This is a genomic window from Psychrobacter sp. ASPA161_9, from assembly GCF_051970275.1.
In the GTDB taxonomy this organism is placed as follows: Bacteria; Pseudomonadota; Gammaproteobacteria; order Pseudomonadales; family Moraxellaceae; genus Psychrobacter.
Window position 1 is genome coordinate 135,116 of sequence record NZ_JBEFNI010000009.1, and the last position, 15,682, is coordinate 150,797.

A 15,682-nucleotide genomic window follows, 5' to 3' on the forward strand; every position below is an offset into this window, starting at 1 on the left:
GGCTCTCATTATCTGTATGATTCAATAGCTAAAATGCTTTATTTATAGCATCTGCTATGACTCGGTAAATACGTTGTATTACTATCAGCTTACTACTGGCTGTAATAATCGCACGCAGCAGTGTATAGTTTGTGAATAATTAGTAAATTAATTAAAGTCATATTTTATGACAATACCCAATTTATTTTAGGGACATCTCCAATCACTTAAGGAATATTGGCTATGGCATCTGCACCTGATACAGTAATAACCCAGCCACCTCGTGTTGCAGTAATCTTTCCTGGACAAGGCTCACAGGCAGTCGGAATGACTTCCGAGCTTGCAGAATTATACCCACAAATACATGATACTTTTGCTGAGGCAAGTACAGCTTTAGGTGAAGATCTGTGGGCAATCTGCCAAAACGAAGAACAGCTGAACCAGACCCAATACACTCAGCCTGCGTTATTGACTGCTAGCATCGCAATTTGGCGTATTCTCCAAGATAAACTTGATAAAAAGCCTCTTTATCTAGCAGGTCATTCTTTAGGTGAATACAGTGCGCTTTGTGCCGCTGGTGTTATATCATTGACTGATGCAGTGAAATTAGTACATAAGCGTGGGCAATTGATGCAAGAGGCAGTGGTCGGTATTGATACTGCTATGGCTGCAGTATTAGGACTTGAAGACAGTCGTGTTGAGACTTTATGTGAGCAAGCGACTGAACATGTTGATAATGCTATTGTTGGAGCGGCTAATTTTAACAGCCCAGGGCAAGTCGTCATATCTGGAAATGCTGCTGGTGTTACCGCTGTTATTGATAAAGTACAAAATACAGGTAAAAAAGCAATTCCTCTAAAAGTTAGCGTACCTTCACATTGTGCATTAATGGAGCCGGCCAGTCAGGCATTAGCTGAAGAGTTAGCAACTATCAAATTTGACCAAGCCACTATTCCCGTCATTCAAAACCGTCATGCTCGTATTGAGACTAATGTGCAAAGTATTAAACAAGCATTGACAGAACAGCTTAGCGAACCTGTATTGTGGTCAAAAACTATGCAAGAGTTAGCAGACAAACAAATTAACATATTAATTGAGTGTGGCAGTGGTAATGTACTGAGTAACTTGGCTAAGCGTCAAGCACAGCCTATTGCAAGTTATCCAGTAGATAAGCCTGCTCGAATGGACAAACTGATGGAGGTGTTATCATGAGCCGAACGATTGTTTTAGTAAGTGGTGCAAGCCGCGGTATCGGTAAGGCAGTTGCCAAGCGCTTTGCTAAAGAAGGACATTTTGTCATTGGTACAGCAACTACAGAAAAGGGTGCTGCGCTTATAGATGATTATTTGCATGATTCTGGTGGTATCGGGCGTGTTTTAGATGTCCGTGATGGTGCACAAATTGATAAGTTGTTTGAAGAGATTGAAAGTGTATATGGCGCAGTGCAAGTATTGGTAAATAACGCAGGTATTACCCAAGATGGTCTGCTGATGCGCATGAAAGATGAAGATTGGGATAGTGTGGTTGATACCAACCTTACATCTGTTTACCGAATGAGTAAACGGGCAGTGCGTGGAATGATGAAAGCACGCCGAGGCCGTATTATTAACATTAGCTCAGTAGTTGCAAAAATGGGAAATGCGGGACAGTCCAATTATGCTGCTACAAAAGCGGGCGTGGAAGGCTTTAGTCGTACTTTGGCACGTGAGATTGGTTCACGCCAAGTAACTATTAACTGTGTGGCACCTGGCCTTATTGAGACAGATATGACAGATGAGCTTGATGAGCGCTTACTCAACTCTATGTTAGATGCTGTACCTATTGGACGTTTGGGACAGCCAGAAGATATCGCAGCAGCAGTATTGTTTTTAGCTGGCGATGAAGCGAGCTATATTACTGGTGCAGTTATACCTGTCAATGGCGGCATGTACATGTAATACCATGTATACGATAGAAAAATAGTTTACACTCGTATAATAAAAATCTGCGTGAACGAGTGTAAACTGTAATTAATGGTGTTATAATAACGGATACTTTTATGTCTAAGACCTGTATTATAATGAGGTCTCATAAGACATTGAATAAACCGAAACATTGGTAGTAGTGTGTTAGAGTCTTATAACTGACATAATTTACCGTATTCGATATAACATCATCAGCTTAAAAAAAGCTAGATGATAGTTTTTAAAAATTGATATATAAAAAGGAGCAGTTTATATGAGTAATGATACTGAGTTAAGAGTAAAATCTGCAGTAGCAGAGCAGTTGGGCATGAACGTCGAAGACATCAACAATGATGCTTCTTTCATGGAAGATTTAGGCGCAGACTCACTAGATTTAGTTGAGCTTGTTATGTCATTTGAAAGTGACTTTGGCATTACTATTCCTGATGAAGATTCAGCAGAGTTGACTACAGTACAAAAAGCAATCGATTACGTCCAAGCTCAACTATAAGTCATTATTGCTCTAAAGTTCTCTTATGATATGGCTATGTACCTTTTGGTTTAGCTAAATTATGGGTTAGCTACAGCAAGTTTTTTTAAGCCGTTTATCTTTATTGATAAGCGGTTTTTTTATGCTTTGCGTATTAAAGTAACTATATTATTAACGATAATAAATTATTGACGATGATGATTTTATAGCTTTGAAATATTCTTATAGAGTTTAATCTCTATTACCTAAACAATATAAAAACTATCGTTAACACAAATTATGCTAGATTAACATTATCCAACATACTTTTACTGTCTAGGACTATCCAGTCTTTATAACTTTGCTATACTCATTGCAATGACAGGTAGGAGCAGTCCTACGTCATTGCGTTCCAAAAATTAGAAGAAAGATAGTAATCAATTAATAATAAAACCTTAAGGAGTGTTTAGATGGGTATGTTCAGTTTCGCAAAAGACATTGGTGATAAAATTTTTAATCGTGACGATGATAAGCATGATGCAAAATCAGAGACTAAAGCAGATGCCAATACGCCAGTAAAAACTACTGAGCCTTCTGCTCAATCAGTGGCTAATATCTTATTACGTCGCATTCAACAGCAAAATCTTAGCATTGATAACTTAAAAGTTAAGTACAACGGTTCAACAGATACTGCTGAAATTAGTGGTAATGCGAAGACCCAAGCTGATCGTGAGAAAGCTATTATCGCTATCGGTAACGTACAGAACGTTGCAAAAGTAATTGATAATATTGATATCGAAGAAGATGCACCTGAATCAACTATGTACACCGTGAAGTCTGGTGACAGCTTATCTAAGATTGCAAAAGACGTATATGGTTCAACTGGTGATTATATGAAGATATTTGAAGCCAATAAGCCGATGCTATCTGACCCAGATAAGATTTATCCTGGTCAAGTACTACGCATACCTAAGCCATAATTAAAAGTAGTTAACAATGGTTTTACTAGTTAAAATAAAACGCCTTTTACATTAAAAGGCGTTTTTTATTGTCTGTCTTTTTGGTATGTTTTTTAATTTGCTACTGACACGTAATTATCTTATTCATCATTAGGATTTAGCTTTACACGCTGCTCTCTAATTGCCCAATTAATATGTTCGTCAAGCATGTCGTTATGTTGGCCTAATTTAGACTGGAGTTGTTCGATAATAACTAAGCTAGTGTTAGCGTTACCTAATCCGATTGCAATATTGCGCAAAAAATTAATATAACCTGTGCGCCTAATGGGGCTACCTTGTGTATATTGTAAAAACTCAGCCTCTTGCCACTGCCAAATCTCGAGGAGACTGATGTCATCAAACCCATGTCTAGGAGCAAAGTCATCTACTGATGTCAGATTGGCATAACGGTTCCAAGGGCATATAAGCTGACAATCATCACAGCCAAAGACTCGATTGCCTATGGCACGGCGATATTTGATATCTATCGGCCCGTCATGCTCGATAGTTAAATAAGAGATGCAAGCAGCTGCATTAAGCTCATGAGGTGCGATAATTGCCTTTGTAGGGCAGATGTCTATACAAGCGCTACAACTGCCACAGTGTGCAGTAACAGGCTTATCATCGGGCAATTCAAGACTGATAAATAACTCACCTAGTACAAAAAATGAGCCAGCTTGTTTATTTAGTAACAAAGTATGTTTCCCAGTCCAGCCAAGACCCGCTGCATCAGCTATTGGTCGCTCAAATATAGGGGCAGAGTCACTAAATGGTCGAAAGACAAAATCGGTCTCAGCACTAATATTCAAATGCTGCCATTCAGGAAGCATGGTTTCAATCTTTAATGCCAATTGCTTCAAACGGCTACGCATGGTCTTGTGATAGTCACGGCCTCGCGCATAACGAGCAATAATGCCATTGTTTGGCTGATCATTATCGGCAACAGCGCGTGGCGTTGGCGTTTGGGTCAGATAATCCATGCGTACACTAATGATGGTTTTTGCACCTGCAACGAGTTTATCAGGATTCGCACGTAGTTCATGGTTATTGTGCATGAACTGCAATTGGCCTTCATAGCCTTTGTCTAACCATAGTTGTAACTGCTCAATCTGCTGAGCAAATAAAGGATGATGAACAGACAAAAAACCACAGTCAGCGAATCCTAAAGCTTGGGCTTCGATTTTAATCCAATGCTTCACATCTACTGCGGTAGCAAATACCGACGCATTGACGACAGAAATATTCTCTCTTGCTTGCATGCTAGAAGAGTGTGTTGATTGCTGTTTGGTCGGTGATTTTTGATTCATATTAGAGGATGCTAATTTGTTAAGTTATACGGTGATAGACATAAATAGTGATGTTATAGCGGCTATGATAGGCTAGATTATTAACGATGCAACTATAAAACTAAAATATATGGTTATTAGCATCAATACATAATTCCAGATGTGCTTTTGTTATATTTACATCCTAGCCGTTTATAAGCTCATAAAATAAGAATAAGGGAAATTATGCGATTACAAATGCAAATATCAGCGCAATGTTCTCAATCGTCAATGCCTATTGCTTTGTATAGTAGCGAGCAAGTTTATGCTATGGAGCAAGCATGGTTTGCACAAGGATATGATAGTTTTGGTTTGATGCAACAAGCCGCTTGGCAGATGACGCAGCATATTATACAGCTTAATGAACGAGCTAAAGCGCAAGCGAAAAACAATGTTAAATATTTCAATCGTACAAGTCGTCAGCCCAGCGTTTGTGTTTGGGTAGGACAGGGTAATAATGGCGGCGACGGTTGGTTAATTTCTCATTATCTACAGCAATTGGGCTGGCAAGTACAAGTAATGACTGTTGGTCTACAAGCGCTTGAAAAGTTTGACGATGAAAAGGCCGAAAATCATAAAACATCGATGTCTGATGCAATAAAAGCCCAGCATATGGCTGTAGATGTATGTCACCAGCGCTTTGAAGACAGTCAGTATTATCAAAATGAAAACACTCAATTGGACATGACATTACAGGCCGATGTTTACATTGATGCACTATTCGGTATTGGTTTAGATCGCGCGCCTGAAGGCTTTTATAAGCAGGCAATTAGCACTTTTAATAGTTTGGCTCAACAGCATAATACCTTGGTAATTGCAGTCGATATCCCAAGTGGTCTAGTCGCCTCTACAGGACAGGTTTTTGAGCATTTAGCGATACAGGCAGATGTCACATTATGCTTGATTGCGCGCAAGTTTGGACTACATACCAAAGATGGGATGGATTATAGCGGAAAGCTCATTGACATACCGCTGATACCTTATGCATCGGTAGAACCCGTTGCTACATTGCTTGCAGGCGCTCAAGGTCTAGCCCAACGTCGACAGAATAGTTACAAGGGCAGCTATGGTCATGTATTGGCCATTGGAGGCAATCGTATTGATGGTTCTCAAGGTATGGGCGGCGCAGCAATACTGACCTCTGCTAGTGCAATGGCAACTGGAGCTGGCAAGATAACGGTTGCCTGTCATCAAGCCTTTCATGGAGCGCTATTGACCTCGTTACCTGATGCTATGACGATTGATTTACATCATCAAGATGGAGTTGAAAAGCTAATTGGGGATGCAAGTGTAGTTGCCATTGGTATGGGAATGGGGCGTGATAAGAAAGCAGAAAATTTATTTGTTCGTTATATTCAAGCAATAATGGCAAAAAGCATCTCTGTGGTCATTGATGCAGATGGTCTATACCATCTAGCAGCGCTGCAAGCTGATAAGCATGAAGTCGTTACCCAGCTACGAGAATATAGTAAGACGCATAAGGTTTGCTTAACCCCGCATAGTGGTGAGGCGGCAAAGTTATTAAATAAAGAAATTAACGAGGTGGAAATTGACCGGTTATCAGCTATATGGCAATGCGCTGATATCTATGGCGGTGATTGGGTATTAAAAGGCGCAGGATCGCTGGTGTTGGAGCATGGGGAAATATACGTTTGCGATGCTGGTAATGCTGGAATGGCGACAGCTGGCATGGGAGATGTATTATCTGGAGTAACTGCCGGACTATTGGCTCAGCAAGATTTGGATAGTACGCAGAGTAGCTTACGTCAGGCGGTACTTATTCATGCATCAGCAGGAGATCTATTGACAAGAGATGTCTTAGTTAATCAGCAGCTAGGTAGTTCTAGAACACGTGATTATGCAAATAATAATCAGCTATTGATTGGACAGCGCGGCTTGCAGGCACAGGATATGCCTGCAGCCATTCGTCATATTATGCAAAATCTAACTGACTAAATAAATATTGATATGGTTAAAAGTGCTTCAAATATTAGTATTTGTTTGGGAAGCAATAGGTTTTTAAGTTTCAGTACCTTTACAATATTGTCCAATCGCTTGCTGTACACGCTCACGCTTAAGTTCAATTTCGCGGCCGTCTAGATATTGGCGTTTACCATTTGCATCCATCTCATAAATACGGCCGCCAACATTCAAATTGGTTAAATTATTACGTAATGACTGACAACGTTGTGCGTTTGCCTGAGCTTCTTGATCTTTGATACGAGCCTCTAATTGCGCCACTCTTTGCTCTTCTACATTCTGAGCGCCACTGTTCTGATTAACATCTGTTTTGCCTGCCATCTGACCTGCGTTAGCTTGTCTACCGTCACTACGGAACTCAATCACCTCAATATTCCGAGCATTTTGCGGAGCATGCTGACTATATTTAACTTCGCCATGTGCACCAATGGACTTATAAACTTGAATGGCGTGACTAGCGTTCATTGACAGAGCAAGCACACAAGTGGTGGCAACCCCGATGAGCAGTTTATTAGCAGTGTTGATCATGAGTGAATATGCCATGCTAGCAATCCTTTTAACAAATAAAAAACAAGTATTCATATTTGAGCGCGATGGCACTGTTGTATAAATTACAATGACAATACAATAGAGATTGATTCTAGCAAAAAATAATAGTAAATGTATATTATTTAATAACTAATAGTTAAGGTTGGGTTTCACAAGTTTTTCTTGACAATAGCGGTCAAACCATCGAATATAATAGCAGTTGATTGGTCAGTGAGCGGCTTTTATGATATTGCCGTAGCACTTGGGAATAATTACTACTTGCTGCTTATCAGTAGCATTTGCAGATTTATTCTCTTTGTGACAGTAACGCAGTGTAATATGAGTAATGGTTGCCAAAACCTTTATTCTAAGCTGAACTTACTGTCTCCGGACTCATCGGTCTACAATGACTAAGATAAACTTATTATTTTTAGATGTTAAAAGTTAAGTACAGTATCTGCAACCTTCAATAATGCATTATGTAAGGTAAAGTGCGACCGTCCTGTCGGTATGTTGCTCATACTTTTGCAATTTGTGTTGTCACTAGGTTTGGCATTTATCTGACTATATCTAATTACTTTAATGTTTTTACATTTTTTACTAATAATAAGCTTCTTTTATAAATGCTTTAATCAGCATCTTGTCACTGTATATCGGTAAACTCCTATCAAAAACTGACCAGATAAATTGCTATGTTTGGGTAACCTGCTGTCTTGTAATACAGCTGTGCTCTGACATGGTGATCACATATTATTGATAAGGTGATGACAGTGACGCAAACTACGCAAAGTCCGAACATGACCGGACATACCCAAACGGGTAATGCTGCCAAGAATTTCGATGAAAAACAACAGTTAATCGCTGAAGGTAGCGCTCAGCCTGTGATGTTATCCGGTGCTGAAATGCTGGTGCAATCACTAACCGACGAAGGTGTCGAATATATTTTTGGCTATCCAGGCGGTGCTGTTCTGCACATTTATGATGCTCTGTTCCAGCAAGACAATATCGAACATATTCTAGTTCGCCATGAGCAAGCGGCAGGCCATATGGCGGATGCTTATTCGCGAGTAACTGGCAATACTGGAGTAGTACTAGCGACATCAGGACCTGGTGCTACCAATACGGTTACTGCTATTGCTACAGCTTTTATGGACTCAATACCGATGGTTGTTATTGCAGGGCAAGTACCGAGTAGCTTGATCGGTGAAGATGCCTTCCAAGAAACGGATATGGTTGGTGTTTCGCGTCCTATCGTTAAGCATAGCTTTCAAGTACGCCATGCCAGCGAGATTCCAACGATTGTAAAAAAGGCATTCCATATCGCAAGGTCAGGTCGTCCAGGTCCTGTCGTTATTGACGTACCTAAAGATATGACTGCACCTAACGAAAAGTTTGCCTATGAATATCCAAGTGAAGTATTCATGCGTTCTTATCAGCCATCTGTGAAAGGGCATAGTGGTCAGATCAAAAAAGCTATTGAAACGCTATTAGCTGCTAAGCGTCCAATCATATATTCGGGTGGTGGTGTGGTTCTGGGTGACGCCCATAAAGAACTAACAAGCTTGGCTCATAAGCTAAACTTGCCAGTGACTAATACTCTTATGGGTCTTGGTGGTTTTCCAGGCTCTGATCGTCAATTTTTAGGCATGTTAGGGATGCATGGTACGTACGAAGCAAACATGACTATGCACCATTCAGACGTTATCTTGGCAGTTGGTGCACGTTTCGATGACCGTGTGACCAATAACGTTAAAAAATTCTGTCCAAACGCTACTATTATTCATATTGATATTGATCCAACGTCAATCTCTAAAACGATTATGGCGCATATTCCGATTGTTGGTGACGTCAAGTCAGTACTTACTGAAATGTTAGCAATGGTTGGCGACGATAAAGAGCTGGATCAACATGCTTTATTAGATTGGTGGGCACAAATTAATGAATGGCGTACGCGTCATGGTTTACGTTATGACACCAGTACAGAGCATGGCATCAAGCCACAAAGTGTCGTACAGGCCTTGTGTAAAATCACTGATGGTAATGCGATCATTACAAGTGATGTTGGGCAACATCAAATGTTCGCTGCACTCTACTATACTTATAAAGAACCTCGTCAGTGGCTTAACTCAGGTGGACTTGGTACTATGGGTGTTGGCTTGCCTTATGCGATGGCAGCTAAGCTTGTTAACCCTGAGCGCGATGTGGTCTGCATCACAGGTGAAGGCTCTATTCAGATGAATATTCAAGAGTTATCAACTTGCTTACAGTATAATCTGCCAGTAAAAATACTGAACTTGAATAATGCACAGTTGGGTATGGTTAAACAGTGGCAGGATATGCTTTATGAAGGTCGTCATGCGCAGTCTTATATGAACTCGCTACCAGATTTTGTAAAATTGGCCGAAAGCTATGGTCACGTGGGTATCAAAATCACTGATCCTGACAAAATGGAAGAGCAGTTGGCTGAAGCGATGGCCATCAAAGATAAGCTAGTATTTATTGACGTTTACGTTGATCGTAATGAGCATGTATATCCAATGCAAATCGCTGGTCAGACGATGCGCGACATGTGGTTATCAAAAGGGGAGCGTACCTAATGCAACAACATCTGATTTCGGTATTGATGGAAAACGAAGCGGGGTCGTTGTCGCGGTTAGTCGGCTTATTCTCCCAGCGTGGTTATAATATTGAGACTCTAAACGTCGCACCGACAGAAGACCCCTCTATCTCACGCTTGACGCTGACAACTATCACGTCACCCGAAAAAATTGAACAAATTACCAAGCAGTTGCATAAGCTGATTGAAGTCATTAAAGTATTGAACTTATCTGATAATGTGCACGTTGAACGTGAACTGATGCTGATTAAAGTTCGTGCTACTGGCAGTATACGTGAAGAAATCAAACGCAGTGCTGACATCTTCCGTGCACAGATTGTTGATGTGAATTCGAACTTATATACTATCCAAATCGTTGGTGATACCGCTAAGCTGGACGGTTTCATTGATACTATCGGTCGTGAGCGTGTATTAGAAGTAGTACGCTCAGGCGTGATTGGTATTGCTCGCGGTGAAAAAACACTAAGCATATAATATTACCTTGTTTAAAATTAATCTATTAACACTTACTACTAAGCTTATATCGCTGACTATTCCAAGAAAGTATTTGTGAAAGGTAACTGCGATATAAGTAACTACTACCCATGGCTTTCCATGATTGAGGAAAAGGACTCTACCTATGAACGTTTTTTACGATAAAGATTGTGATCTATCTATCATCCAAGGCAAAAAAGTTGCCATTATTGGTTATGGTTCACAAGGGCACGCCCATGCATTGAACTTGCAAGAATCTGGTGTGGATGTGACTGTTGGTCTACGCGCCAACTCTGGTTCATGGAAAAAAGCTGAAAATGCTGGCTTAAAAGTTTCTGAAGTAGAAGATGCGGTTAAAGCCGCTGACGTAGTCATGATTCTGACGCCTGATGAGTTCCAAAGACAACTGTATAGCGACGTGATTGAGCCTAATATTAAAGAAGGCGCTACGCTAGCTTTTGCTCATGGTTTCGCTATTCATTACAACCAAGTTGTACCACGTAAAGATCTTGACGTTATTATGGTTGCACCTAAAGCACCAGGTCATACGGTACGCTCTGAGTTTGTGAAAGGCGGCGGTATCCCTGACCTTATCGCTATCTATCAAGATGCTTCAGGTCAAGCCAAGCAGTTAGCACTATCTTACGCTGCTGGTGTTGGTGGTGGTCGTTCAGGTATTATCGAAACGACTTTCAAAGATGAGACTGAAACTGACTTATTTGGTGAGCAAGCAGTATTGTGTGGCGGCGCTGTTGAGCTAGTTAAAATGGGCTTTGAGACCCTAACCGAAGCTGGTTATGCACCAGAAATGGCTTACTTTGAGTGTTTACATGAGCTCAAGCTTATCGTCGACTTAATGTACGAAGGCGGCATAGCTGATATGAACTATTCAATCAGTAATAACGCTGAATATGGCGAGTATGTGACTGGTACGGAAGTAATTAATGAACAGTCACGCGAAGCTATGCGCAATGCCCTAAAACGCATCCAATCTGGTGAGTACGCGAAGATGTTCATCAATGAAGGCGCAACCAACTATCCATCTATGACTGCCCGTCGTCGTAATAACGCTGAGCATGAAATTGAGAAAACTGGTGCCAAACTTCGTGGCATGATGCCTTGGATCGGTGGTAACAAAATCATTGATAAAGACAAAAACTAAAAAGCTATATTTTAACTATTAGATCAGTTATTAAATAACAAAATTCTGAAGTTAATATTGATAGTAATTAAAACCCATGTTATCACTAGATAGCATGGGTTTTTTAATAATGAGTAATTGAGATGCGTGCTTTTAACAAGCTTGGATAATAACAGTAGTGCTCTTCACCGTATGCATTCGAAAGCAACAAAAAATCCCGCTTGAAAATCTACGATAGCTGCCCAATATAGACAGCTGGCAGGCCATTTATCTAAAAATTGTTTGCTGTGGCTTAACAAGCTTAAACATAGTGGCGTCCAAGTTATTTTTTTTCTTTTCATTTATATTATAGGTTGTGTGCTGTGCAAATATCTTTTCCAGACTGGCTGACACCGCAATTCGCATATATCTTTTTCAGTGCCGTAGTTGCCGTTCTGATTTGGATAGAGGGTGAAATGCTTAAGCGCACCAATGGCAAACTACCCAAATCTCTATTTTTCCAATTTAGCTCACTATTAGATACATCTTGGTTCTTTGTCTCTGTAGTAATGATGTATGTCATTGATTTGACACCATTAGCAACTACGTTGCCTGCAGCTTATGGACTTTATACAATATTTGGTTGGATTTATGGTACGCGTTTACTTAAGCTTCGTGGTATCCCAGATTCTCCAGAAGACTTAGTGATACCTTCTAAATATATTGCTTACAGTCAATCATTTTCATTGATATTCTTTGGATTGTGTTTGTTAGTATTGACCTCTCCTTGGTTACCTGTTTTAAATCAATAATTAAATAAGAATAGTTTTCATGTTTAATTACATAAGTTCATCAAATTACCAACTTTACATTTACAAAACCTGCTAATTTAACATACCATTGACAATAAAAACTGCTATACTACAACTGTACTCAGGGAACTTTAGACAGAAATAGTTGAATATCATTAAGATATAATGCTATTTAGTCTGAGCTTTAGCTCATGATTCGACTGAGTATTTGTCAATTAATCGGTGATGACACAAGTCTCGCCAACAGTTAAAGAGTTAGGAAAATTTATGTCAGATAAAGTTGAAGGCACTGTAAAGTGGTTTAATGAAGCTAAAGGTTTTGGTTTTATCGCTCAAGACAATGGCGGACAAGACGTATTCGCTCACTACAGCGCTATCCAAGGTAACGGTTTTAAAACTCTAGCCGAAGGTCAAAAAGTGTCTTTCATCTTAGGTGATGGCAAGAAAGGCCCACAAGCTGAGCAAATCGAAGCTATCTAATCTTACTTATTGTTAATTTTGACCGATTTATCAGTCATTGTTAATACTAAAAGATTCTATATAAGCCAAGATTGATTTGTTGTATAACAACAAACATATTGTTTAGACTGTATATTAAAAGCAACCTCTTATCAGGTTGCTTTTTTTTGTCAAAAAAACGAGTCCATAGCTTTGTTTAAAGTGCTTAATAATCTATTTAATAATAAATATTAAATCATTAACTATCAGTAAAATAGTGCAATAAGGTGATATTATGAAATGGGAAGCGTGGTTTTCAATTGATTGGCAACAAGTATTCGGCATCTCTTTATCTGCCATAGGTTTTTATGTTGGCCTAATGATATTTACGCGCTTTATGGGACTACGTAGTTTCTCTAAGTTATCAAGCCATGACTTTGCAATGACGGTAGGTATTGGTAGTATTTTGGCATCAACAGTATTGTCTGATTCGCCATCATTACTACAAGGGTTGTTTGCAGTTGGCGTACTGTTTATCATTCAAGGGCTTGTCTCAATTATAAGGCGCAAAATTAAACCATTAAAAGCATTGATTGATAATCAACCGATTATCCTAATGGCGCATGGTGAGTACTTTTGGGATAATCTGAAAGAAGCCAATTTGAGTACTAGCGATGTACAACAGGTATTGCGCAAAAATAGTATCAAGTCAAAATCACAGGTCTTTGTGGTGATTATGGAAACGACTGGCGATATGAGCGTGATTAAAAACGATGATGTAAGACCTGATTGGTCATTATTTGACGACGTGCGTGATAGTGAGATGCTAATTAATCCTGCTAAAACTGCACCAATAAAAGATGCTTTGAACAATGCTTAGCTAAACTATGTAATAATAAAATTTCAATAGAATAAAAGCCTAGGAATGCTACAAAGGTAAGAACTATTGAATTTTGAACAATAAAATCATGATATTTCACTAAAAACGCTATATTTTAAATGAATAGTGACAAATTTATGACGCATTATTCACGGCGTTGTCTTGACCTTATCGAGATGCTCACGCAAGATAGTTAGGTCTAATAATCTAAGCCTGATGAGTAGTGGCTAGCAAACTCAGTCATGACTTTTAAGTAAGATTTTGAACCAAAATAAATCAATGGTTGTTGATTTATATTTTTTAATTCATAACATTAATAAACGAGGAACGTATGAAAGCATTAGTCGCGGTCAAGCGTGTCATTGATTACAACGTAAAAGTTCGTGTAAAAGCTGATAACTCTGGTGTAGATCTATCGAACACCAAAATGTCTATCAACCCATTTGATGAGATTGCAGTAGAAGAAGCAGTTCGTCTAAAAGAAGCTGGCGTGATCGATGAGATTATTGTAGCTTCAATTGGTCCAAAAGAATCACAAGAGCAGATTCGTGCGGCTCTAGCATTGGGTGCTGACCGTGGTGTTTTGGTACAAACTGATGCCAAGCCATATCCACTACAAGTCGCTAAGATTTTGAAGAGTATTGCTGAGCAAGAGAGTACTGATATTATCTTGTTGGGTAAACAGGCTATTGATGACGACAATAACCAAACAGGTCAGATGCTTGCTGCACTAATGGGTATCGGTCAAGGTACGTTTGCTTCAGAAGTGAAAGTTGAAGGCGACAAAGTAAACGTTACTCGTGAAGTTGATGGCGGCTTGCAAACAGTTGCGCTTTCACTACCTGCAGTTATCACTACTGACTTACGTCTGAACGAACCACGCTATGCAAAACTGCCTAACATTATGAAAGCGAAGAAAAAGCCGCTTGATGAAAAAACTCCAGCAGATTTTGGCGTAGACATGACCTCTAAGCAAGAAATCACTAAAGTTATGCCACCTGCTGAGCGTAAAGCTGGTATTACAGTGGCCTCAGTTGATGAATTGGTCGATAAGCTAAAAAATGAAGCAAAAGTAATTTAATATTTGCGATGGTGTTTATAGGGTTTCGATGTCCTAAACGCCGTATTTAAACAGCTATCTGACGACATGAACCAATAAATAAAGGACAAAAAAATGGCAATTTTGGTATATGCAGAACATGACAATGCCAGTCTAAAAAAGGCAACTTTGAATACAATTGCAGCTGCTAAGCAAATGGGTGACGACATTCATGTGTTGGTCGCTGGTAGCGGTAATCAAGCAGTCGCTGACGAAGCGGCAAAAGTTGAAGGCGTAAGCAAAGTACTACTAGCAGACAATGCAGCTTATGAGCATCAAATGGCAGAAAACATCTCGCTATTGGTTGCAGATATCGCTGGAGATTACAGCCATATCATCGCTCCTGCTACGACAACAGGCAAGAACTTCATGCCACGTACAGCGGCTTTACTAGATGTAAGCATGCTGTCGGAAATCTCTGCTGTCATAGATGCACAAACTTTTGAGCGTCCTATTTATGCTGGCAACGCGACTGCTACTGTTAAGACAACGGAAGACAAAGTGGTATTGACAGTACGTACGACTGCTTTTGATCCAGTCGCTGCTGAAGGCGGTTCTGCAACTGTTGAGACAATTGACAATGTACAGGAATCTGGCAAATCAAGCTTCGTCAACGAAGAGATGGCTAAATCTGACCGTCCTGAATTAACGTCAGCTTCAATCGTCGTATCTGGTGGTCGCGCCTTAGCAAATGGTGAAAACTTCACTAAATATATTGAGCCATTAGCAGATAAATTAGGCGCTGCTGTTGGTGCATCACGTGCCGCTGTTGATGCTGGCTACGTACCTAACGATATGCAGGTTGGTCAAACGGGTAAAATCGTCGCACCAGATCTATATATCGCTGCTGGTATCTCCGGTGCTATTCAGCATTTGGCAGGTATGAAAGACTCTAAGGTTATCGTTGCAATCAATAATGACCCAGAATCTCCAATCGCCAGTGTTGCTGATTATTTCTTAGAAGCTGATTTATTTGAAGCATTACCTGAGCTAACTAGCAAAATCTAAGTTAGACAGATA

Annotated in this window: 15 protein-coding genes; 13 read left to right on the plus strand and 2 right to left on the minus strand. The window is 39.8% G+C overall.

From position 1 onward, the window contains the following. Positions 1–222: 222 nt before the first annotated feature. The 4 genes from fabD to lysM all read left to right on the plus strand — a co-directional run bounded on the left by fabD (position 223) and on the right by lysM (position 3,371). Positions 223–1,191, plus strand: a complete 969-nt coding sequence (gene fabD, locus ACTQ9S_RS11345) for an ACP S-malonyltransferase (RefSeq protein ID WP_068326092.1) — start codon at positions 223–225, stop codon at positions 1,189–1,191. Then, on the plus strand, positions 1,188–1,916 hold the full coding sequence (gene fabG, locus ACTQ9S_RS11350) for a 3-oxoacyl-ACP reductase FabG (RefSeq protein ID WP_068034633.1): 729 nt from the start codon (positions 1,188–1,190) through the stop codon (positions 1,914–1,916). Before fabD ends, fabG begins: the two co-directional genes overlap by 4 nt. Positions 1,917–2,196: 280 nt before the next feature. Continuing rightward, positions 2,197–2,433 carry an acyl carrier protein gene (acpP, locus tag ACTQ9S_RS11355; RefSeq protein WP_068034635.1) on the plus strand — a complete coding sequence of 79 codons (237 nt, stop codon included), beginning with the start codon at positions 2,197–2,199 and terminating at the stop codon, positions 2,431–2,433. A gap of 428 nt (positions 2,434–2,861) precedes the next feature. After that, entirely contained in the window at positions 2,862–3,371 is a 510-nt protein-coding gene (lysM, locus tag ACTQ9S_RS11360; RefSeq protein WP_068034637.1) for a peptidoglycan-binding protein LysM, read from the plus strand. A gap of 119 nt (positions 3,372–3,490) precedes the next feature. Here the strand turns inward: lysM and queG are convergent, their stop codons facing one another. Continuing rightward, the gene (gene queG, locus ACTQ9S_RS11365) at positions 3,491–4,648 is read right to left on the minus strand and encodes a tRNA epoxyqueuosine(34) reductase QueG (protein WP_440455004.1); all 1,158 of its coding nucleotides are present in this window, start codon (positions 4,646–4,648) and stop codon (positions 3,491–3,493) included. Positions 4,649–4,900: 252 nt separating this feature from the next. Here queG and ACTQ9S_RS11370 point away from each other — a divergent pair, with 252 nt between their 5' ends. After that, on the plus strand, positions 4,901–6,670 hold the full coding sequence (locus ACTQ9S_RS11370) for an NAD(P)H-hydrate dehydratase (RefSeq protein WP_440454993.1): 1,770 nt from the start codon (positions 4,901–4,903) through the stop codon (positions 6,668–6,670). Positions 6,671–6,733: 63 nt separating this feature from the next. Here ACTQ9S_RS11370 and ACTQ9S_RS11375 read toward each other — a convergent pair whose 3' ends face one another. Then, positions 6,734–7,237, minus strand: coding sequence for a DUF4124 domain-containing protein (locus ACTQ9S_RS11375; RefSeq protein ID WP_440454994.1), 504 nt, complete (start codon positions 7,235–7,237; stop codon positions 6,734–6,736). Positions 7,238–8,106: 869 nt separating this feature from the next. On the opposite strand from ACTQ9S_RS11375, the gene ACTQ9S_RS11380 reads away from it, so the two are divergent. The 8 genes from ACTQ9S_RS11380 to ACTQ9S_RS11415 all read left to right on the plus strand — a co-directional run bounded on the left by ACTQ9S_RS11380 (position 8,107) and on the right by ACTQ9S_RS11415 (position 15,670). Further along, positions 8,107–9,819 carry an acetolactate synthase 3 large subunit gene (locus ACTQ9S_RS11380; protein WP_440455005.1) on the plus strand — a complete coding sequence of 571 codons (1,713 nt, stop codon included), beginning with the start codon at positions 8,107–8,109 and terminating at the stop codon, positions 9,817–9,819. Continuing rightward, positions 9,819–10,313 carry an acetolactate synthase small subunit gene (gene ilvN, locus ACTQ9S_RS11385; protein WP_068034641.1) on the plus strand — a complete coding sequence of 165 codons (495 nt, stop codon included), beginning with the start codon at positions 9,819–9,821 and terminating at the stop codon, positions 10,311–10,313. Before ACTQ9S_RS11380 ends, ilvN begins: the two co-directional genes overlap by 1 nt. Positions 10,314–10,458: 145 nt before the next feature. Continuing rightward, complete coding sequence (ilvC, locus tag ACTQ9S_RS11390; RefSeq protein WP_068034643.1) at positions 10,459–11,475, plus strand: ketol-acid reductoisomerase; 1,017 nt, start codon at positions 10,459–10,461, stop codon at positions 11,473–11,475. A gap of 341 nt (positions 11,476–11,816) precedes the next feature. Beyond that, positions 11,817–12,245: a hypothetical protein gene (locus ACTQ9S_RS11395; protein ID WP_440454995.1), complete on the plus strand. Its 429-nt coding sequence runs from the start codon at positions 11,817–11,819 to the stop codon at positions 12,243–12,245. A gap of 267 nt (positions 12,246–12,512) precedes the next feature. Next, a complete protein-coding gene (locus ACTQ9S_RS11400) occupies positions 12,513–12,725 on the plus strand; it encodes a cold-shock protein (RefSeq protein WP_057758834.1) in 213 nt (70 codons plus the stop codon). A 253-nt stretch (positions 12,726–12,978) separates the two neighbouring features. Continuing rightward, complete coding sequence (locus tag ACTQ9S_RS11405) at positions 12,979–13,563, plus strand: DUF421 domain-containing protein (protein WP_068326096.1); 585 nt, start codon at positions 12,979–12,981, stop codon at positions 13,561–13,563. Positions 13,564–13,894: 331 nt separating this feature from the next. Then, a complete protein-coding gene (locus ACTQ9S_RS11410; RefSeq protein ID WP_068034649.1) occupies positions 13,895–14,644 on the plus strand; it encodes an electron transfer flavoprotein subunit beta/FixA family protein in 750 nt (249 codons plus the stop codon). A 93-nt stretch (positions 14,645–14,737) separates the two neighbouring features. Further along, positions 14,738–15,670 (plus strand): electron transfer flavoprotein subunit alpha/FixB family protein, encoded by a 933-nt coding sequence (locus ACTQ9S_RS11415; RefSeq protein ID WP_068034651.1) that lies wholly within the window; start codon positions 14,738–14,740, stop codon positions 15,668–15,670. Positions 15,671–15,682 lie beyond the last annotated feature (12 nt).